Consider the following 19,415-nt stretch of genomic DNA (forward strand, 5'->3'; position numbering starts at 1 on the left):
CATGACTTCGACCACAGAGACCTCTCGCGAGCAGACCCAAACTAAACGCGGCCCTCGGGTAATGCTGTACAGTCATGACACATTCGGGCTGGGGCACCTGCGCCGCTCCCGTGCCTTGGCGGGTGCAATCACCGCCGCCGACCCCTCAGCTTCCGCTTTGATCCTGACCGGGTCGCCAGTGGCGGGTCGGTTTGCCTTTCCAACCCGTGTAGACCACATGCGCCTGCCTGGGGTGATCAAACGCTCTGACGGCAGCTACGCCTCGCGTACCATGGGCATGAGCATCGAGGAAACCACAGAACTGCGCAGCGGCCTGATCCGCTCCATGGCCGAGCAATATGACCCCGATGTGCTGATCGTCGACAAAGAGCCCACCGGCTTTAGAGGTGAGCTGCTGTCAACGCTGAAACTGCTGGCCGAACAGCAACGAACCAAACTGGTTCTGGGCCTGCGCGATGTGCTGGACGAGCCCGAGGTGCTAGCGGCCGAATGGGCCCGTAAAGAGGCCGTTGAGGCCACCGAGAGTTTCTACGACGAGATTTGGGTCTATGGGTTGGCATCAATCTATGACCCGGCCCAGGGGCTTGCACTGAGCCCGGCCACCCAGCAGCGCATGCACTGGACCGGCTATCTGCGGCGCGATCTGGGCGTCTGGGATGACCCGCCAGAGCAGCCCTATGTGCTGATCACCCCCGGCGGTGGTGGCGATGGCGCCATGATGGTGGATCTGGTGCTGTCCGCCTATGAGCAGAATCCCGAACTGTCGCCACGCGCAGTACTGGTCTACGGCCCCTTCCTGTCGGGTGAGACCCGTGAAGCCTTTGAAACCCGCGTTGCGGCGCTTGACGGGCGTGTCACCGCTGTGGGCTTTGAATCCCGTATCGAGACCCTGTTCTCCGGCGCCCAAGGGGTTGTTTGCATGGGTGGCTATAACACCTTCTGCGAGGTGCTCTCCTTTGACAAACCTGCGGTCATCGTGCCTCGAACAACGCCACGGCTGGAACAATGGATCCGCGCCAGTCGGGCTGAAGAGTTAGGCCTGGTCGCCATGCTGGACGAAAAGCGCGATGGCTGGACCCCAAAGGCGATGAACAAAGCAATCAGCGCCCTGGCAGAGCAAAAGCCCCCCTCTGCAGCCTTCTCTGATGGATTGCTCGACGGGCTGGATTACGTCACCCGCCGCGTTGCCTCCCTGTTGCATGACCTGCCACGAAAGGCCGCTGAATGAGCCAAGATCATCCCCCTCTGGCGGTTCTGGTCAAGGGCTGGCCACGGCTCTCCGAGACTTTTATCGCCCAGGAGCTTGTCGCCCTGGAAGAAGCAGGACAGGCGTTCGAGATCTGGTCCCTGCGCCACCCCACCGATGTGAAACGTCACCCCCTGCATGACCGTTTGCAGGCCAAGGTGCGTTATTTGCCCGAATATCTGTATCAGGAACCTGACCGCGTCTGGGCGGCCCGGGCTGCGGCGCAGGCTCTGCCCGGCTACGCAGAGGCCTATCGCATCTGGCGCGCCGATCTGGCGCGTGACCGCAGCCGCAACCGCATTCGCCGGTTTGGCCAGGCCTGCGTGCTGGCGGCGGAAATGCCGGATGAGGTGCTGGGTCTTTATGCGCATTTCCTGCACACCCCTTCCTCTGTGGCCCGCTACGCGGCCATCATGCGCGGACTGCCCTGGAGCTTTTCCGCCCATGCCAAGGATATCTGGACCTCGCCGGATTGGGAAATCTCCGAAAAACTGTCCAGCCAGCATCACGGCGCCGCCTTTGGCGCCACCTGCACCGGCTTTGGCGCGCGACACCTGCAACAGATGTCCGACGATGCCAGCCGCATTGACCTGATCTACCACGGCCTGGATCTGGCGCGCTTCCCCGAGCCTCCTGCCCGTGCATGGCGGACGCCATCTGATCCGCTTAAACTCATGTCCGTTGGCCGTCTGGTGGAGAAGAAGGGCTTTGACCGGCTGATCGCCGCTCTGGCCTTGCTGCCACAGGATCTGGAGTGGCACTGGACCCATATCGGCGGCGGCGGCCTCAACGATCTGTTGCAGGACATGGCTGAGGACGCAGGCGTCGCCCAGCGCATCACCTGGCGTGGTGCCTGCGATCAGCCCGAGGTTATCGAGGCCATGCGCGCCTCTGATCTGTTTGTGCTGCCCAGCCGGATCGCAAAGGATGGCGATCGTGACGGTCTGCCCAATGTGCTGATGGAGGCAGCCTCGCAATTGCTGCCGATCCTGTCCACGCCGGTCTCTGCCATCCCTGAATTCATCGACAGCGGCACTCATGGCTTGCTCAGCAAGGATGACCCGCAGGATCTGGCCGAGGCCATCCTGTCTCTCGCCCGCACGCCAAAGATGGCACAAGGGATGGCTGAGGCGGCGCTGCTGCGGCTGCGACGCGACTTTGGCATGGATCCCGGCATTGCCCAGCTGGTTGCCCGACTGGATGCCATGCTGCAGGGCTCATGAGCACCGCAGCCCCCAAACGGCTCGCCTTTTATGCGCCGATGAAATCGCCACGCCATCCCGTACCTTCGGGCGACCGGGAAATGGGGCGCAATCTGATCGATATCATTGCCGCCGCAGGCGCTGAGGTCGATCTGGTGACTGAACTGAAGATCTTTGACAAGATAGGCGACGCCGTCCTGCAAACCAGACTGCGCGACAAGGCCGCCCAGGAGGTCAGCCGACTTTGCGCCGAGATGCCCCCCGTGGATCTCTGGGTCACCTATCACAACTACTACAAGGCACCGGATCTGATTGGCCCTCAGGTAGCACAGGCGCGGGGTATTCCCTATGTGCAGATCGAAAGCACCCGCGCGTCAAAGCGGCTCACCGGGCCGTGGGCGGGCTTTGCCCAATCCGCCCATGACGCGGCTGATGCGTCCGCGGTGATCTTCTACCTCACCGCCAACGATCTGATCACGCTGGAACGCGACAAGCATGCACGTCAAACCCTGATCAACCTGCCGCCCTTTCTGCCCAGCGCCGCCCTGCCCGCTGCCAGCACATTGGACGGGCCGATGTTGAGCGTTGGCATGATGCGCCAAGGCGACAAGCTCGCCTCCTATCAGATCATCGCCGACAGCCTGGCCGGGTTGCAGGGCGACTGGCAGTTGCACATCGCCGGCGATGGCCCCGCCCGACCTGAGATCGAGGCCCTGATGGCGCCCTATGGCAATCGCGTCACCTTTCTGGGCCAGCTGTCGCGCCCTGAGCTGATCCGGGCCTATGAGCAGGCCAGCCTGTTCTTCTGGCCCGGCGTCAACGAGGCCTTTGGCATGGTCTATCTCGAAGCCCAAAGCCATGGGCTGCCCGTGGTGGCCCAGGACCGCCCCGGTATGCGGGACATTCTGGCGCCGGGGGAGTATCCCGACGTCTCGCTCGGCGCTGAAGCGCTGCGCGCAAGGCTGCAACTCTTGCTTTCCGCACCAGACCTGGGGCAAAAACTCGGGTGTGAGGCCCGCAAGATGATCGCGCTAAACCATCTTGCCCCAGCCGCCAGCGCCCGTTTCTGGTCCGCTGTCACCCCCTTGTTTGAGGACAGCCGATGATCCGCCTTGCTCTTTTGCGCCACGGCCATACCGCCTGGAACCGCGCCGGTCAGATCCAGGGCCGCAGCGATATCCCGCTGGATGACGCCGCCCGCGCCGAGCTGGCACAGTTTGCCCTCCCCAGCCCCTGGGATCAGGCTGCGCTTTGGTCCAGCCCATTGTCACGCGCTGTAGAGACTGCTGAACTGGTAACAGACTGCCCCCCCAAAACCGCGCCAAACCTGACAGAGATGTTTTGGGGCGACTGGGAAGGCAAGAAGGGCCTGGAGCTGAAGGCTGACCCGAACAGTGGGTTTTGCGATATCGAACACTGGGGCTGGGATTACCGCCCGCCCGGAGGCGAAACTCCGGCAGAGGTCTGGGCGCGGATCAAGCCCTGGTTGGCGGGCCTGAAGCGCGATAGCGTCGCAGTCTGCCATATCGGCATCATGCGAATGATCCTGGCACAGGCCTACGGTTGGAATTTTAACGGGCCTGCGCCGTTCCGGATCAAACGCAATCGACTGTTTGTTGTCGAGATCGACGGAGAGCACCTCACCCCATGGGCTGAGCCCGTGCGCCTGCTAAAAAGAACCACGCCATGAAGGTGATGATCGTCGTTACACATCTGTTAGGCACCGGCCATCTGTCGCGGGCGCTGACCCTGGGCCGTGCTTTTCAAACTGCTGGTGACAGGGTGCAAATCGTCTCTGGCGGTTTCCCCGCGCCGCAGCTCGACACCGACGGCATTGAGCTGGTGCAACTGCCACCGCTGCGCTCGGACGGGGTGAATTTCACCCAGCTTCTGAATGCGCGCGACGATCTGGCCGATGCTGCCTATCACCAGCAGCGCCAGGCCATGTTGTGCCAGGCCTTGCACCAACAGCGCCCCGATGTGCTGATCACCGAACTTTACCCCTTTGGCCGCCGCGCGCTGCGCCATGAGTTCCTCATCCTGCTGCAAGCCGCCAAGGCCCTGCCCCAGCCTCCAAAAATCCTGGCCTCGATCCGCGATATCCTGGCACCGCCCTCAAAGCCGGAAAAAGCGACGAAGGCAGATCAGGTGATTGCCGACTTCTACGACGGTGTTCTGGTGCATTCCGACCCGCAGGCCACCCGGCTCGAGCTGAGCTGGCCAGTGTCTGACATGCTGGCGGACAAGTTGCATTACACCGGTTTTGTCGCGCCATCTCCGGCCGGACCTCATCCCAATGCCGAGGGCGAGGGGGAGATCCTGGTCAGCGCAGGCGGCGGCAGTGTTGGAGATGAAATCTACCACTGTGCGCTGGCAGCAGCGCAACAGATGCCCGATTACCCCTGGCGCCTGCTGGTTGGCGGCAGCGATGCAGAGGCACGGATCGCACGGCTCTCCCAAATCCCTTCGCCTGCCAGAATTGAACCCACCCGCCCCGATTTCCGTCAGATGCTCTCCCATGTGGCGGCCTCGGTCAGCATGTGCGGCTACAATACCGCGCTGGATCTGTTGCAGGCGGAGGCCCCGGCGGTGCTGATCCCCTTTGATGCCGGCAAAGAAGTCGAGCAGAGCCTGCGCGCCAAGAGCCTGACACCGCTGCCCGGATTTGAGGCAATACGCACCGCGGACCTGACCCCAGAACGCCTGATTGAGGCAGTTAAAAAAGTTGTTGCCGCACCACGCCGTTCGGCCGCGCGGTTTCAGTTTGACGGCGCCCGACGCGCGGTTGAGATTGCCCATGATCTGGCCCAACCCCAGGCAGGAACACAGGTATGATTTCAGGCATGACCCCGGATTGGTCTCCGCTGGAGAAAGAACTGGCCAAATGGCAGGCCGAAGCGCGGCATCTGCCCCTGTGGTGGCGCGACGATGATGCCATTGCACCGACAGCCCAATTGGATCAGCTCAGCGCCTTGGCGCAGAAACTGGCGCTGCCGGTACATCTGGCGGTGATCCCTGCCACCGCGGAGCCTGAGCTGGCGCTCTATGTGGCAGATCACCCAGAGCTGATCCCCGTCATCCATGGCTGGGCGCATAAGAACCGGGCCACCAAGGGGCAAAAGAAATGCGAATTTCCCGAGCAACGGCCAAAACAGGAGTCATTGGACGATATGCAGCAGGGGCTGGCCCGTTTGCAAAAGCTGTTTGGGCCCCGGCTGGTGCCCCTGTTTGTGCCGCCCTGGAACCGTATCTCACTAGAATTGCTCCCTGCGCTCCCCGATCTCGGTTTTGCTGCTCTGTCGACCTTTACCCCGCGCAAAGCCCCATTGGCGGCGCCGGGGCTGGCGCAGATCAATACTCACCTGGACCCCATTGACTGGAAGCAAACCCGGTCTTTGGTTGCGCCTGAACGCCTGATCGCACAGGTCTGCGAACAATTGCGGTCGCGTCGCAAGGGGGCTGCCGATAACACCGAGCCCTATGGTATCCTCACCCATCATCTGGTGCATGACGCGGAAATCTGGGGTTTCACCGAGGCGCTGATCATGCGCCTGATGATGGGGCCAGGACGGGTCTGGAAATTTGACAACAAGGACGATCTGAGATGAGCCGATTGGATTCGATGCTGCGCCGTTTTACCGCCCAACGAGATGGGTTGAACTGGGCCGCCGCTGAAATTGCCAGGGTTGCAGGCGATGTGCTGGATATGGGTCTGGGCAATGGCCGCACCTACGACCACCTGCGCGAGACCCTGCCCGACCGCCGCGTCTGGGTCATCGACCGGGTCCTTCAATGCCACCCCTCCTGTGTGCCTCCCAAAGAGGATTTCCTGCAAGGCGAGGCAGTTCCGATGTTGGAGCGCCTCAGAGCCGAAGGACACAAGATCGTTATGGCCCATTACGATTTTGGCTTTGGTGTCAAAGAACAGGACGTGGCAGAAGCCGCCGCCATGTCACCGGTGATCGCATCCGTTATGGCCAAGGGCGGCATCGTGGTTTCAGGCCAGCCACTGATCGGATTTGAGGAACTCAAAGGCCCCGAAGGCATCCCAGAAGGGCGCTACCTGTTCTACCGTGCCTGAGTTTCGCTGCGTCAGAATTTCGACCGGACCCTCATTTCCTGGATTTCATTCCCTGCAAGGCATCGAAACGATAGAGGCGCATATTCGAAATGTCGCTTTGCGGACAAACCTGCCGTTTTCACCTGATGCTCCAATGGCTGCTGTAGTATCTCTCAAGTAGTCGAAATGGTCGCTTTAGTCTTGAAGTCGGGTATATTTGGTGTCTGAAATAATCGAGCATCCTATTGCTCAGATTTTTCGTGGGGCCAGGATCACCCCATCCGGTTCCAGGGCAACCTGCCAGCCACCCGCCCAAAGCTTATACAGCTCCGATTGCAGCTTGTCCGTCAAGCCACCTGTCATGGCTGCGGTAACCCAATTCGATACCTGATAGAAGTTTCCCGCGGCGGCATAGAGCGGTTCGGTCAAAAAGAACTCTGCGGCGATCTTAGTTAGTTCTTCGACAGGGTAAGTAGGCAACAAGTTCTTTTCCAACAATACTGTGATATCGTCTGTGTTGCAGAGTTCGCCGAGACCTCCTTCAGTGTCGCGGTCAACGACCCTAACTTTTGAAAGATCCACGTCTTCGTTTGGACCAATTTCTTCAATCAAAGCAACGACCTTTGTCAATCGCTCACGAGCCTCAGTCTCTGAAAGGGCAACCGGTTTGGAGGAAAGGAATTCTTGGAAACGCGGGTGCATTTCTGGTCCTGACGGGAAGAGTGCAAAGCACTCTTGTCTTGTTTTGGAGGTTGCGCGAGGCAGACCGAAAATTAGACGAAAGTCGCAGTCTATTTCGCCAGGTAGGGGGTGAGGTCGGTCAAACTCGCCAGCAGCAATAAGATCACCGTCAACGTCTAATAGATCGTGCCATCGAAGTTGCCAGTGACGGTTTGCAGCATTGATCCAATCGCGCTGCGTACCGCGTTCCTTCGGGAGATTAGAAGCGCGCGAACCAAACAATATTTGCTTGAACCACCGAAACAAAACCATTCCCTCAAATTGCTCTTGATATGGCTACATCTCATTCTGGCAAGATGAAAGTGATTTTAGTTCATAGCCCGGGAAAGCGGCCAATTGTTTGATCCGCATCTCTGGTCAAGATGGGCTCCAAGCAGACAATTAGCTGCCAGCTCTGCTAACTCTGCTGCACCCGCAGCAAAACCAACCTCTTTAGTTCAGACCGGGCACCACACAGATCTGCACCAAATTAGGAATGCAGATCCGCGTGACATTTGCTCCCATCACGCAACCCTTTGCCCGCGCGCCCAGGTGCCGCGCAGAGCGGGCGTATTGTCCACCAGTTTAAATCGGATCAGATCTGCCCGCTTGCCGATCTCAATCCGGCCCCGGTCAGACAGTTCAACCGCATCGGCAGGGGCCTGAGTAACCGTAGAGAGCCCGCGCGCCATATCGCCCCAGATCTGCCCCAGCTTGACTGCTGACATCAACAGCGCACCGGGAACATAATCCGACGAGATGATATCCAGCAGTTCCAGTTCGGCCAGTTCCTGTGCGGCCACATTGCCAGAATGTGAGCCACCCCGGATCAGGTTCGGCGCCCCCATCATTACCTTGATGCCATGGGCATGACAGGCGCGGGCTGCCTCAACCGTGGTGGGGAATTCCGCCAGGTGAATACCGTGACCCGCCGAAGTCGCAACCTGCTCTGCCGTCGTGTCATCGTGGCTGGCCAGCACTGCGCCAAAACGGCGGGCGGCTTTGACGGCCTCAATCTCATGCAGGTCGCCATGGGTGTCGCGCAGGTCTTTCAGATGCGCGATATGGGCTTGGAACTGGGCATCATCAAACCCGTGCTTGCCTTTGACATAGGCCTCCAGCTTGGAGATATCGCGGAACTGGCGCTGGCCCGGCGTGTGATCCATCAGGGAGACCAGACCAACCCGGTCCGCCTCGCCGAACGCCGCCAGTTCTTCGACCAGTGTATCTGAACAGACCTCGGCCCGCAGGTGCAGGAAATGGGAAATTTTCAGCGCATTCTTTGCCCGCAAGTCCAAAAGTTCGGTCGCCAAGCCGCGCGCATAAGATCCATAACGGCTCTCCTTGCGGCTGACCGACCCCACCCGCATGGCATCAAATACGGTGGTGATACCGGTGCCAGCCAATTCAGCGTCATGGGCCATAATGGCCGCAGCATGCGGCCAATCCACCGAGGGGCGCGGCTGAATATGGCGCTCCAGGTTATCGGTATGCAGCTCAACCAGTCCGGGGCTCAGGTAGTCGCCCTCACAGTCCACCGCACCCCCGGGAACAGCGCTGCCCCCAGAGATATCCGCGATTTCTCCGCCCAGGAGTTTGACCTGTCCGCGCAGCGTTTCACCGGGCAGCACAAGGGTGGCATTGGCAAGGATCAATTCATCTGTCATCTGGGCTTCACATCTTTCGAGCTATAGGAATGGCCACGTATAGGAGGCCAATGTGACATTCACGCGATACGCGATTTATTACGCTCCCCCGGCAGGTGCCGAGTGGAGCCAGTTTGCGACCCGGTGGCTGGGGTGGGACATGGCGCGCGGGTGCATCGTCCCCCAGCCGGAAATCCCAGGTCTGGACATGGCCGCGATCACCCGGGTGCCGCGCAAATACGGGCTGCATGCGACGCTGAAGCCGCCAATGCGACTGGCGCAGGGGTATTCTCTGGCGGATCTGCAGGCGGGCTGTGCCGACCTGGCGGCCACCCAGGCTCCGGTAGTGCTGGAGGGGCTGCATCTGGCCCGTTTGGGGCGGTTTCTGGCCCTGCGCGTCAGCGGCGATGAAACTTCCCTTGGCGCACTCGCTTCGGCCTGCGTGCGTGATCTGGATGCCTTTCGAGCGCCAGCCTCCGAGGCAGAACTGGAGAAACGCCGCGCCGCCGGCCTCTCCCCTGCTCAGGAGGCAAATCTCTCGGCCTGGGGCTACCCCTATGTGCTGGATCAGTTCCGCTTCCACGTCACCCTCACCGGCAGGTTGCCCAAGGCCGAATTGCCCGATGTTGAGGCTACCCTTGAGGCGCATCTGCTGCCTCTGCTGCCTCGCCCCCTGGAGATCCGTGATCTTGCCATGGTGGGCGAAGATACCGAGGGTAGATTTCATCTGATCCACCGCTATGCCCTCTCAGGTGTGGCTGCGGGATAGATCACAGCGCGGGCCGCTGCGACGGCCCGTTGCAGATCTGCACTGTTGTCGATCTCGTGCAGCCGCCGTAGCCCCGCAGGCAATGGTTGGCGCGCGCGGGCAAGGCGACGTTGGATCTCGGCGTGATCCTCGCGCCCGCGCTTTGTCAACCGCTCGGCCAGAACCTCTGGCCGGGTGGTGACAGACAAGACGATCAGATCACCAAAGGTCTCCTGCGCCTGCAATAGCACTGCACGCGACAGGTTGACCAATACCCCCTGCCCGTTTTTTCGCAGGTCTTCGATCTGATGCGGGATGCCATAGCGTAGACCATGCGCCGCCCAATGCAGGGCAAATTTTTCCGCGGCAACCAAATCTAAAAAAACTTCTTCCGAGACAGCGCGGTAATCCTCGCCGCCTGCTTCGGGGGCGCGCGTGATCACCCGGCGCATCAAATGCAGGTCGGGAACCGCCGCTACCAGCGCCTCCATCAGACTGTCCTTGCCAACGCCCGAGGGGCCAACAACGGCAATCACCGGCCCCTTTGAGTTTTGGCCAGTCATGCGGCCACCCGAGGAGAAAAGGCAGAGACATCGACAAAGCTGTCACAGACCTGGTCACGGGCCGCCTCATCATGGAAGATCCCGATGATGGCCGTGCCGCGCGCCTTGGCGCCTTCAACCAAGCGCAAGACTGTGGCACGGTTCTTGGCATCCAGACTGGCGGTGGGCTCATCCAGCAAAAGCGCTGGATAGTCATAGGCAAAACCACGCGCGATATTCACCCGCTGCTGCTCACCGCCAGAAAAGGTCGTCGGGCTCAGCGACCAGAGCCGCTCCGGGATATTCAGCTCAGCCAGCAGGCTGGCGGCTTTGTCCCGCGCCTTGACCTGATCCGTGCCAACCGCCAGCAGAGGCTCAGCCACCACGTCCAGTGCCGCTACTCGTGGTACCACCCGCAGAAACTGGCTGACATAGCCCAGGGTCTCGCGGCGCAGCGCAATGATCTGGCGCGGCTCCGCCTGAGCCACATCCAGATCACCGACCATGACCCGACCAGAGGCGGCCAGGTAGTTGCCATAGATCAGCCGCATCAGGGTGGATTTACCGGCGCCCGAAGCCCCCACCAGACCAACACATTCCCCGGCATTGACCCGCAGGTTGACCTGCTCCATCACCGGGATCACCGCACTGCCTTGGTTGTGCAGGGTGAAGCTCTTGCTCACGTTTTCAAGTTCAATCATCTTCTTTGTCCTTCAAACCTGCAACACCGAGGAAACCAGGAGCTGGGTATAGGCATGTTGCGGATCGTCCAGCACCTGATCGGTGAGACCACTTTCGACCACATACCCGTCCTTCATCACCATGAGCCGATCGGCAAGCAGACGCACAACCGCCAGATCATGGGTGACAATAATGGCGCTGAGGCCCATTTCACGCACCAGACTGCGCAGCAAATCCAGCAGACGCGCCTGCACCGAGACATCCAAGCCACCGGTGGGTTCATCCATAAAGACCAGACGCGGGCCGGTAACCAGATTACGGGCGATCTGCAGACGCTGCTGCATGCCGCCGGAAAAGGCAGAGGGGCGATCGTCAATGCGGGTGTCAGAAATCTCCACCCGGCCCAGCCAATCGGCCGCCTGTTCGCGGATCTCACCGTAATGGCGCCCACCGACGGCCATCAACCGCTCACCGATGTTTCCCCCCGCGGAAACCGACATGCGCAGCCCGTCGCGGGCATGCTGATGCACAAAGGCCCAGTCGGTGCGCCCCAGCATCCGCCGCTCTGGTTCGGACATCGTCAATGTGTCCACCGGGCCGTCAGTGCGGGTGTCAAAGACTACCTCGCCGCGATCTGGTGCATGGTGTCCGGCCATGGCATTGAGCAGCGTCGATTTACCTGAGCCACTTTCGCCAACGATGCCCATGACCTCGCCGGGATAGAGATCAAAATTCACATCCTTACAGCCAATGCGAGGACCGTACATTTTTGTCAGTCCGTTCACCTGCAACAGCGGTGTCATATCCTGTTCCTTCATCTGAGCCCCCATCACGCGGCCTCCCCTTCGCTTTCGCCCAGACGGCCGACATGGCCTTCGGCCCGACGCGTGCGGCAATAATCGGTGTCAGAGCAGACAAACATCCGGTTGCCCGCATCATCCAGGATCACTTCATCCAGATAGCTGTGCTCAGAGCCACAGAGATCACAGGGGTGATCGGCCTTGGTGGCCTCAAATGGGTAGTCTTCAAAATCGAGGCTGACGACCTTAGTGTAGGGCGGCACCGCATAGATGCGCTGTTCGCGGCCCGCACCAAACAGCTGGATTGCCGCCATCTCGAGCTTGGGGTTGTCGAATTTCGGGATTGGCGAAGGATCCATCACATAGCGATCCTCCACCTTGACCGGATAGGCATAGGAGGTGGCGATATCACCGTGCTGGCTGATGTCTTCATAAAGCTTCACATGCATCAGGCCATATTCCTCGAGGCTGTGCATCTTGCGGGTTTCCGTCTCGCGCGGCTCGAGAAAGCGCAGCGGTTCCGGAATTGGCACCTGGTAGACCAGGATCTGATCCTCGGTGAGCTCCGCCTCGGGGATCCGGTGGCGGGTCTGGATGACGCTGGCCTTGGTGGTTTCCTCGGTGGTGGCAACGCCTGCGGTGCGTTCAAAGAACTTGCGAATGGACACCGCATTAGTGGTGTCGTCCGCACCCTGGTCAATCACCTTGAGCGTGTCCTCTGGCGTCAGTGTCGCTGCCGAGACCTGCACACCGCCGGTGCCCCAGCCATATGGCATCGGCATTTCACGGCTGGCAAAGGGCACCTGATAGCCCGGCACGGCCAGACCTTTCAGAATGGCGCGGCGGATCATTCGCTTGGTTTGTTCGTCCAAATAGGCAAAGTTGTAGTCAGACATGGTTTGTCCTTTCCCTCGCTGCGGTTTTGCAAAGGAGATTTGAGAGATGAATTCCGACGAATTGCTGGGCACCGTTTTGGGCATTCTCATCGTGATCTTGGTGGTTGCGGTGATCCTGGCCGGGCTGTTCTATCGCCCCAGACGGCACAAGAAACTGCGCAGCAGGTCGACCTTTACCCAGGGCATTGATGATGCTTCCGTCGATAGTGACGGTGGGGGAGACTAAGCTCATTGCGCAGCCTCCCGTGCGGCCATACTATCGGCCAGCTCTTGCGCTTCGCGGCGCAGTTTACGCACCAGCTCCAGCTCGGACTGGAAATCGACATAATGCGGCAGCTTGATATGCTCCAAAAAGCCCGTCGCCTGGATATTGTCGGAATGGCTAAGGACAAATTCCTCGTCCTGCGCGGCAGCACCGAGATTATCCTCTCCCAGCTCCTCCCAACGCAGGGCGCGGTCGACCAATGCCATGGCGATGCTTTTGCGCTCCGACTGGCCAAAGACCAAGCCGTAGCCACGGGTGAACTGTGGCGGTACGGTTTTGGAGCCTTTGAACTGGTTCACCGTCTCACATTCGGTCAGCTCTACCTCGCCAATCTCCACGGCAAATCCCAGCTCGGGGATTTCCATCTCCACCGGCACCTTGCCGATGCGTAGCTCGCCAACAAAAGCGTGGTTGCGCGCATAGCCACGCTGGGTGGAATAGGCCATGCCGAGGATAAAGCCCTCATCGCCCCGCGCCAGTGATTGCAGCCGCACCGCGCGCCCCGCCGGAAAGCTCATCGGCTCGCGAGTCAGATCGCCGGGCACGGCCTGAGAGCTCGGCTCGCGCTCAATGATATCCTCACCCTGCAGGAACTCGGTGATATGGGGGGTGACCTCCATGCGGGGGTCCGCAACCGGAGCCTCTGGCACTTCGCCATCTGCCGCCAGTTTGAAGTCCAGTAGACGGTGAGTGTAGTCAAAGGTCGGCCCAAGCACCTGCCCGCCCGGGGCATCCTTGAAGGTGGCTGAAATCCGGCGATCACAGGCCATGTCACCGGTATCCACCGTCTCGCTATAGCCAAAACGCGGCAGCGTGGTGCGATAGGCGCGAATAAGAAAGATCGCCTCGATCAGGTCGCCGCGCGACTGTTTGATCGCCAGAGCTGCCAGGTCAGGATCATAAAGCGAGCCCTCGGCCATGACACGATTGACGGCGAGGCTCATCTGCTCGCGGATCTGCGCCAGGCTGAGTTCCGCCACGCCTGTGTCACCGCGACGTTCCTCGGCGAGCCAGGCATGGGCATTGTCGATGGCGCGTTCGCCACCCTTTACTGCGACATACATGCGATCAGTCCTTTGCCAGAATGGTGGTTGAACGTGGCAGGGCCGCCAGTTGGCCCCCAGAGGTAAAGAAGAAGTCCACCCCCAGCGGGAAATGCTTGGCATTGCCCTGACAGGCGGCACTATCGGGCAGCGCAAAATCTGTGCTGTCCTTGATGCCGGGACCGGAAAGGCTGGCATTGGCTGCGGCAAACCCCTCCAGTTCAACAATCAAAGTGGTCGAGCGATCCGGATACTCCGAGGTGCCAATACGGTATTGTTCAAGCGGCATCAGCGCCTGCCAGCTGCCCAGGGCAAAATCTGCCCTGTCTGCTGCCACAAAGGGCGCGCCAGTGTGAAAGGCCAGCCAGGTGCGCAGCGCGGGGCTGTCCACATCCGGTGCCAGATAGACGCCGGTTTCCGGGTCACAGAGCGTCAACAGCAGACAACCGGCAGCGGCAGAAATCCCTACGGGCGGCTCTGCCCCGGAAATGTCCTGCAGGCTGCCCGGGCGCGCCATGGCGTTCATCGCTGCGCGAAAGGCATTTGCCGCATCCACAGGTGGCGTTGCAAATCCGCCGCCGTAGCTGTTGGTTTCCATATCTAGGGACATCAATCCTCTCCCCGAACCATTGTGAAGAATTCAACCTTGGTGGCTGCGGCCTTGGCGGCGCGCGCCTCTTTGCGGGATTGCTGCGCCTGCCTCAGCGGCTCCAGAACCACCCGGCGCAGTTCCTGTGCTGCTTCGGTCTGCATCAAGGCGTCCACCTTGGCCGCGATCTCGGCCTTGGGCTTGGAGCGCCCCTGCACATAGGCATGACCCACGGTGCCATCCGCCAGCGTCAACGCGCAGCGCGTCACAGTCATCTCGCCCAGGTTAAAGGGCGCGCCACTGCCGCCCATACGGCCCCGCACCATGACACCGCCAGCCTCTGGCGGGCGCAGCCAATCAAATTCGGGACTGCGGTCAAATGCCAGCCACAACTGGCTGAGCTCCCCCTCGTCGGCCTGAGCCAAAAGGCTCATCCAGGTCTTGCGCGCAGGGGCGGATATTTCTGTGTTCATCTGTCAGAGCCTCTTGGCCAGCTTGTCTACATGTTCTATACAACTAGACAAATCATAGCGAAGCCCCGCCCCAAAGCGCAATCGAAACCTTGTGAAAGTTTAGTGACATGTCCCAGAGCAGCACCAAGCCCCCTGCCCCTGCAAGCCGCACAGCTGTTTGGAAATCCATCACAATTACGCTCACAGATGACATTGCACAGGGGCGTTATAGCAGCGGCGACAAACTGCCCTCCGAGGCGCAATTGGCGGCGCGCTTTGGGGTGAATCGGCACACGGTCCGGCGCGCCCTGGCCGCAATGGCCGAACAGGGGCTGGTGCATGCCCGGCGTGGTTCAGGCGTCTTTGTCGCAGCGACACCAACGGATTATCCCATCGGCAAAAGGGTGCGGTTCCATCAGAATATCAGCCGTGGGGGGCAAACTCCGGCCAAGCGCATCCTGGCCCTTGAAACCCGCGCTGCCGACAAAACCGAAGCTGCTGCCTTGCAGTTGGAGGCTGGAGAAATGGTACATGTCTACGACGGGCTATCCCTGGCAGATGATCAACCCATCGCACTGTTTCAAAGTGTCTTTCCTGCCCTTGTTCTACCCGAAATACTCACCTCGCTAGAAGAGATGCAATCGGTGACGGCGGCACTCAAGGCCTGTGGCATTGCCGATTACACCCGACAGGAAACCCGCATCACCGCCAAACTGGCCACCACAACCCAGGCCCTGCATCTGAGAATAACCGAAGGGTCACCGATTCTGCGCACCACCGGGGTCAATGTTGATCCCACTGGCCGCCCGATCGAGTTTGGCCGTACCTGGTTTGCCGGCGACCGGGTGACGCTGACAATTGATGGCCAGGAGAGCTAAGCAATTCTATTGAGGCCGCCCCGCATCTGAGGGACGCCCTCTTGATTTGGTCAGAGGTTAGGCGCCTGGCATTGCCATCTTGCGGTTCACCTGCCCCGAGGGCGCGTGAAGCTCATCCTCGACAAATTCAAATCCGTAACGCTCATAGAATGGGCGCCCGATCTGGTTGTCGCGAAAAACTTCGACCTTGAGCGGACCTTTGAGGCCAACGGCATGATCCACCAAGGCACGGCCATAGCCGCGCCCATGGCAAGCGGGATCAAGGAACAATCCTCCGATCTGATTGTCCATCAGCGCGATAAAACCAATCACTTGCTCTGCATCCTCAAGCACATAGGTCTCTGAAATTGGCAGGAAATCCTCCCGGATTGAGCGCTCAACCTCGGCGACAAACCTCTTTGTCAAAAAGGGATGCGCTAGTGCGTTGGCGGCTTTCCAGACCGCCATCACTGGTTCCAGATCTGCAGGGCGATAGGCCCGGATCACGGCCGGCTTAGTGTTTGTGTTCATTGGTCTTTCCCCTGTCATCTTTGGTTGAGCTGCGCACGCACCGAGGTCACCCCAAGCCGCGAAACGCGGTAGGGCTGACCATTTCTGGAACGGACAAAGCGGCGCTTCTTCAGGCGGATAAAGACCTCCAATGTGCAGCTGGTCAGCACATGGCCTTCACGGGTAAAGCAGGTGACTTCTTGGATTTTTCCATTGGAGCCACGCAGATGGCGGATCTCGCCGCCCAGCGCCAGTTCATGCAGAACGCGCTGTTCTTGTTTAGATAAATTCAACGTCTTGTCTCGATTTCATGAGAGCACAGAAAAAGGCACACCCAGCATCACGCCTTGAGTGTTCCTGTGGTTTTCTGGTGTTCCCGATCAGCTACTGGTGATCAGAAACCGGCGCAGGCCCGGGGCTCTAACATAAAATCTCCATCACCCGAGCTGCAACGTCTCAGGCTGAGACCCAGATAGGTTGGAACCTTTGCCCAAACAAGAGCCACCACGCCCATCCCGCGCAGGCGTGTCAGATAGGCAACGCGAGAAATGCAAAGGGCCCCCACCAAATAGTGGAGACCCCAAAACTAACACGGTTCGAGCTTGGCTTTGACCTGATTTACCGATCAGCGTTAAAGACAAACAGGGTTTCCCCATTGATCTTATAGGCGTTGATCAGTTCCTTGGCCCGGTCCGAGGTCAGCCAGGCCTCCAGCTTCATCGCCAGATCGTTTTTGGCATGGGCGTGCTTTTCCGGGTTCACTGGCAGATAGGCATACTGGTTGAACAGCACCGGGTCTCCTGCGAACAGCAGTTCCAATGCGCCCTTATTGCCAAAGTTCAGCCAGCTGGCACGATCCGCCATGATATAGGCCTCCATCCCAGAGGCCGTGTTCAGTGCAGCCCCCATGCCTGCGCCAACGGCCCGGTACCAGCCGTCAAACCCGGCAGGATCCAGATCCGCGCTAACCCAAAGGCTCAGCTCTTTTTTGTGGGTGCCGCTGTCGTCACCGCGGCTGACAAAGGGCGCCTGAGCCTGCGCAATCCTTTGCAGCGCCTGCGCCGCATCCTCAGCCCCCTTTACCCCTGCGGCATCCGCTTTTGGGCCGATAAAGACAAAATCATTATACATGATTTCCCGGCGATGGGTGCCGTTGCCGCCGGCCAGAAACTTTTCTTCGGCCTTTTGCGAATGCACCAAAATAGCATCCACATCGCCCGCTTCGCCAAGGCGAATGGCCTGGCCGGTGCCAACCACCAAGAGCTGCACCTCCAGATCCAGATCGGCCTTGATTTCGGGCAGCAAAATTTCCGCCAGTCCTGAATTATGGAAAGAGGTGGTCACCGCCAGTTTCATTTCATCGGCCAGAGCCGCAGTGGTCATCAAAAGGCTGGCAACAGCGCCAAAAAATACGTTCTTCATTCTACAATGTCTCCTCTGAGAAAAGCATGTGCCTGTGTGGTTTTTGGCCCATCAAAAAACTCCCCGGCCAATGAAAACTCGTGAATACGTCCTTGCAAAACAAATAGAACCTCGTCGGCCAGACGTTGGGCCTGCCCCATGTTGTGGGTCGACATAATCAGCCTTGTGCCCGAGGCCGCCGCCCGTTGCAGGATCTCTTCAATCTCACGGGTGGCCCGCCCATCCAGCGAGGCACAGGGTTCATCCAGAAACAACAGGTCCGGCTCGCGGATCAGGGCACGGGCCAGCGCCAGTTTTTGCCGCTCCCCTCCAGAGAGCAGCATGGCCTGGCGATCCAGCGCATCGCCCAGATTGATCTGCTCAGCCCAAAGCGCCGCCCGCTGCCGCGCCTCTTTGCGCCCAACACCTGTCAGCTGCAGTGGATAGGCAATATTATCCACCACCGTGCGGCGCATCATGATTGGTGTTTGAAACACAAAGGCCTGGCGTCGCTGCGCCTCTTCCTTGGGGCACGCCCAGTCCAGAGAGCCGCCATTCATCCGCTCGATCCCGTGCAGCATCTTCAACAGAGTGGTTTTCCCGGCGCCATTCGGACCGATGACGATAGTAGTTCCCTTGCCCTCAAGCGTCAGATCAATCGGTCCCACCAGAACCTTGCCACGACGGCGCACCAGGGCCTGTTTGGCAACCAAGGGAAACAATGGCTTTTGCATCACCAGCGCCCCTCTGTTTCCGTGTGGCCCAACCAGTGGATCGCCAGGTTGACAGTGATTGCCATGGCGATCAGCACAAAGCCAAGGCCCAAAGCCATGGCAAAGTCCCCCTTGCCGGTCTCCAGTGCGATTGCCGTGGTCAAGACCCGCGTCGCATGATCAATATTACCGCCCACCACCATGATGGCACCAACCTCACCAATGGCCCGGCCAAACCCTGCCAGCGCCGCCGTCAGCAAAGCCCGCCGCCCATCCCAGAGCAGCGCCTTGACGCGTTGCGACTGACTGGCATTCATCGAGATCAGCAGATCGTGGTAATCGCTCCACAGCTCTCGCAGCGACTGATGCGCAATCGAGGCAATGAGCGGCACAATGATGATGACCTGCGCAATGATCATCGCCGTTGGGGTAAACAACAGCCCCATGACCCCCAGTGGCCCTGCACGGGACAAAAACACATAGACGATCAAGCCCACGACGACGGGCGGCAGCCCCATCAGTGCATTCAGAACGGCAATGGTAATGCGCCGCATCCGAAACCGCCGCACCACAAGCAAAGCCGCCATGGGCAGAGCAATCGCCGAGGCAATCGCCAAGGCGGTCAAAGTGACCCGCAGAGAGCGCAGGGTAATTTCCAGCAAGTCAGAATCCAGGGTCACCAACAGCCAGAAGGCCTGTAACATACCGTCCAACAGATCAGCCATCGCGCCTGGTTTTCTCCTCTTTGGCTGGGAGGATAGCCGCCTCCTGCCTTGTCACCATCTGATTGTCTTCTGGTTCAAAATCACAGCTATACCTTCAAAAACAGGGCTAATTTGCCCGGGGCTGAAAATTGGACAATTTGTCTATCCCAATCATCCGCGGCCCTTCCTTCCGGGCCAAATTCACCGCTTTCTCCTAGCGGATCTTTGCCATTCGCAGTAGCCGATTCAGACGGGAAAACCGAGAATTGCGACACGCCAGACGCATTTGTAGTTTCCTTTTGCCGCCGCAATGCGCCAATAGCCCCCAAAACTAGACTTT

24 protein-coding genes are annotated in these 19,415 nt (G+C 59.7%); 10 read left to right on the plus strand and 14 right to left on the minus strand.

The window, feature by feature from the left end:
* The first annotated feature begins 1 nt into the window (after window position 1).
* From ED661_RS06880 to ED661_RS06910, 7 genes are read left to right on the plus strand one after another with little or no spacing between them, the layout of a single operon-like run.
* Entirely contained in the window at window positions 2–1,228 is a 1,227-nt protein-coding gene (locus ED661_RS06880; protein WP_371412406.1) for a glycosyltransferase family protein, read from the plus strand.
* On the plus strand, window positions 1,225–2,469 hold the full coding sequence (locus tag ED661_RS06885) for a glycosyltransferase family 4 protein (protein ID WP_122073153.1): 1,245 nt from the start codon (window positions 1,225–1,227) through the stop codon (window positions 2,467–2,469). Before ED661_RS06880 ends, ED661_RS06885 begins: the two co-directional genes overlap by 4 nt.
* On the plus strand, window positions 2,466–3,554 hold the full coding sequence (locus ED661_RS06890; protein ID WP_122073154.1) for a glycosyltransferase family 4 protein: 1,089 nt from the start codon (window positions 2,466–2,468) through the stop codon (window positions 3,552–3,554). The genes ED661_RS06885 and ED661_RS06890 overlap by 4 nt, the downstream gene beginning before the upstream one ends.
* Window positions 3,551–4,138 (plus strand): histidine phosphatase family protein, encoded by a 588-nt coding sequence (locus ED661_RS06895; protein ID WP_122073155.1) that lies wholly within the window; start codon window positions 3,551–3,553, stop codon window positions 4,136–4,138. The genes ED661_RS06890 and ED661_RS06895 overlap by 4 nt, the downstream gene beginning before the upstream one ends.
* Complete coding sequence (locus tag ED661_RS06900) at window positions 4,135–5,283, plus strand: glycosyltransferase family protein (RefSeq protein ID WP_122073156.1); 1,149 nt, start codon at window positions 4,135–4,137, stop codon at window positions 5,281–5,283. The genes ED661_RS06895 and ED661_RS06900 overlap by 4 nt, the downstream gene beginning before the upstream one ends.
* 8 nt (window positions 5,284–5,291) lie before the next feature.
* Entirely contained in the window at window positions 5,292–6,056 is a 765-nt protein-coding gene (locus ED661_RS06905; protein ID WP_122073364.1) for a polysaccharide deacetylase family protein, read from the plus strand.
* Window positions 6,053–6,529 carry a class I SAM-dependent methyltransferase gene (locus ED661_RS06910; protein ID WP_122073157.1) on the plus strand — a complete coding sequence of 159 codons (477 nt, stop codon included), beginning with the start codon at window positions 6,053–6,055 and terminating at the stop codon, window positions 6,527–6,529. Before ED661_RS06905 ends, ED661_RS06910 begins: the two co-directional genes overlap by 4 nt.
* A gap of 228 nt (window positions 6,530–6,757) precedes the next feature.
* Here the strand turns inward: ED661_RS06910 and ED661_RS21890 are convergent, their stop codons facing one another.
* Together ED661_RS21890 and ED661_RS06920 are read right to left on the minus strand one after the other, a co-directional pair.
* The gene (locus tag ED661_RS21890; protein WP_162930065.1) at window positions 6,758–7,501 is read right to left on the minus strand and encodes a hypothetical protein; all 744 of its coding nucleotides are present in this window, start codon (window positions 7,499–7,501) and stop codon (window positions 6,758–6,760) included.
* 251 nt (window positions 7,502–7,752) lie between these two features.
* Window positions 7,753–8,895: an alpha-D-ribose 1-methylphosphonate 5-triphosphate diphosphatase gene (locus ED661_RS06920; RefSeq protein WP_122073159.1), complete on the minus strand. Its 1,143-nt coding sequence runs from the start codon at window positions 8,893–8,895 to the stop codon at window positions 7,753–7,755.
* Between the two features lie 52 nt (window positions 8,896–8,947).
* Between ED661_RS06920 and ED661_RS06925 the strand changes: the two genes are divergently transcribed.
* Window positions 8,948–9,643, plus strand: a complete 696-nt coding sequence (locus tag ED661_RS06925; protein ID WP_122073160.1) for a DUF1045 domain-containing protein — start codon at window positions 8,948–8,950, stop codon at window positions 9,641–9,643.
* Here the strand turns inward: ED661_RS06925 and phnN are convergent.
* From phnN to ED661_RS06945, 4 genes are read right to left on the minus strand one after another with little or no spacing between them, the layout of a single operon-like run.
* On the minus strand, window positions 9,613–10,185 hold the full coding sequence (gene phnN, locus ED661_RS06930; RefSeq protein WP_122073161.1) for a phosphonate metabolism protein/1,5-bisphosphokinase (PRPP-forming) PhnN: 573 nt from the start codon (window positions 10,183–10,185) through the stop codon (window positions 9,613–9,615). The genes ED661_RS06925 and phnN overlap by 31 nt on opposite strands.
* Window positions 10,182–10,865, minus strand: coding sequence for a phosphonate C-P lyase system protein PhnL (gene phnL / locus ED661_RS06935; protein WP_122073162.1), 684 nt, complete (start codon window positions 10,863–10,865; stop codon window positions 10,182–10,184). Before phnL ends, phnN begins: the two co-directional genes overlap by 4 nt.
* A 12-nt stretch (window positions 10,866–10,877) precedes the next feature.
* Window positions 10,878–11,648, minus strand: coding sequence for a phosphonate C-P lyase system protein PhnK (gene phnK / locus ED661_RS06940; RefSeq protein WP_122073365.1), 771 nt, complete (start codon window positions 11,646–11,648; stop codon window positions 10,878–10,880).
* A 26-nt stretch (window positions 11,649–11,674) separates the two neighbouring features.
* Window positions 11,675–12,541, minus strand: a complete 867-nt coding sequence (locus tag ED661_RS06945; protein WP_122073163.1) for an alpha-D-ribose 1-methylphosphonate 5-phosphate C-P-lyase PhnJ — start codon at window positions 12,539–12,541, stop codon at window positions 11,675–11,677.
* A 46-nt stretch (window positions 12,542–12,587) separates the two neighbouring features.
* Here ED661_RS06945 and ED661_RS06950 point away from each other — a divergent pair, with 46 nt between their 5' ends.
* Window positions 12,588–12,767, plus strand: a complete 180-nt coding sequence (locus tag ED661_RS06950) for a hypothetical protein (protein ID WP_122073164.1) — start codon at window positions 12,588–12,590, stop codon at window positions 12,765–12,767.
* A 2-nt stretch (window positions 12,768–12,769) separates the two neighbouring features.
* On the opposite strand, the gene ED661_RS06955 is transcribed toward ED661_RS06950, so the two are convergent.
* From ED661_RS06955 to phnG, 3 genes are read right to left on the minus strand one after another with little or no spacing between them, the layout of a single operon-like run.
* A complete protein-coding gene (locus ED661_RS06955; RefSeq protein WP_122073165.1) occupies window positions 12,770–13,870 on the minus strand; it encodes a carbon-phosphorus lyase complex subunit PhnI in 1,101 nt (366 codons plus the stop codon).
* Window positions 13,871–13,874: 4 nt separating this feature from the next.
* Window positions 13,875–14,459, minus strand: a complete 585-nt coding sequence (gene phnH / locus ED661_RS06960) for a phosphonate C-P lyase system protein PhnH (protein WP_122073166.1) — start codon at window positions 14,457–14,459, stop codon at window positions 13,875–13,877.
* On the minus strand, window positions 14,459–14,911 hold the full coding sequence (phnG, locus tag ED661_RS06965; protein WP_122073167.1) for a phosphonate C-P lyase system protein PhnG: 453 nt from the start codon (window positions 14,909–14,911) through the stop codon (window positions 14,459–14,461). Before phnG ends, phnH begins: the two co-directional genes overlap by 1 nt.
* A 107-nt stretch (window positions 14,912–15,018) precedes the next feature.
* Between phnG and phnF the strand changes: the two genes are divergently transcribed.
* Window positions 15,019–15,768 carry a phosphonate metabolism transcriptional regulator PhnF gene (gene phnF, locus ED661_RS06970; protein WP_122073168.1) on the plus strand — a complete coding sequence of 250 codons (750 nt, stop codon included), beginning with the start codon at window positions 15,019–15,021 and terminating at the stop codon, window positions 15,766–15,768.
* A gap of 57 nt (window positions 15,769–15,825) precedes the next feature.
* Here phnF and ED661_RS06975 read toward each other — a convergent pair whose 3' ends face one another.
* The 5 genes from ED661_RS06975 to ED661_RS06995 all read right to left on the minus strand — a co-directional run bounded on the left by ED661_RS06975 (window position 15,826) and on the right by ED661_RS06995 (window position 19,096).
* Complete coding sequence (locus ED661_RS06975; RefSeq protein ID WP_122073169.1) at window positions 15,826–16,278, minus strand: GNAT family N-acetyltransferase; 453 nt, start codon at window positions 16,276–16,278, stop codon at window positions 15,826–15,828.
* A gap of 14 nt (window positions 16,279–16,292) precedes the next feature.
* Window positions 16,293–16,550 carry a YjhX family toxin gene (locus ED661_RS06980; RefSeq protein ID WP_122073170.1) on the minus strand — a complete coding sequence of 86 codons (258 nt, stop codon included), beginning with the start codon at window positions 16,548–16,550 and terminating at the stop codon, window positions 16,293–16,295.
* Between the two features lie 325 nt (window positions 16,551–16,875).
* Complete coding sequence (locus ED661_RS06985) at window positions 16,876–17,679, minus strand: substrate-binding domain-containing protein (RefSeq protein WP_122073171.1); 804 nt, start codon at window positions 17,677–17,679, stop codon at window positions 16,876–16,878.
* Window positions 17,676–18,392, minus strand: a complete 717-nt coding sequence (locus ED661_RS06990) for an ATP-binding cassette domain-containing protein (RefSeq protein WP_122073172.1) — start codon at window positions 18,390–18,392, stop codon at window positions 17,676–17,678. Before ED661_RS06990 ends, ED661_RS06985 begins: the two co-directional genes overlap by 4 nt.
* Entirely contained in the window at window positions 18,392–19,096 is a 705-nt protein-coding gene (locus ED661_RS06995; protein WP_122073173.1) for an ABC transporter permease, read from the minus strand. Before ED661_RS06995 ends, ED661_RS06990 begins: the two co-directional genes overlap by 1 nt.
* Window positions 19,097–19,415: the final 319 nt, after the last annotated feature.

It is taken from the genome of Pseudophaeobacter sp. EL27, from assembly GCF_900313025.1.
Classification (GTDB): Bacteria; Pseudomonadota; Alphaproteobacteria; order Rhodobacterales; family Rhodobacteraceae; genus Pseudophaeobacter.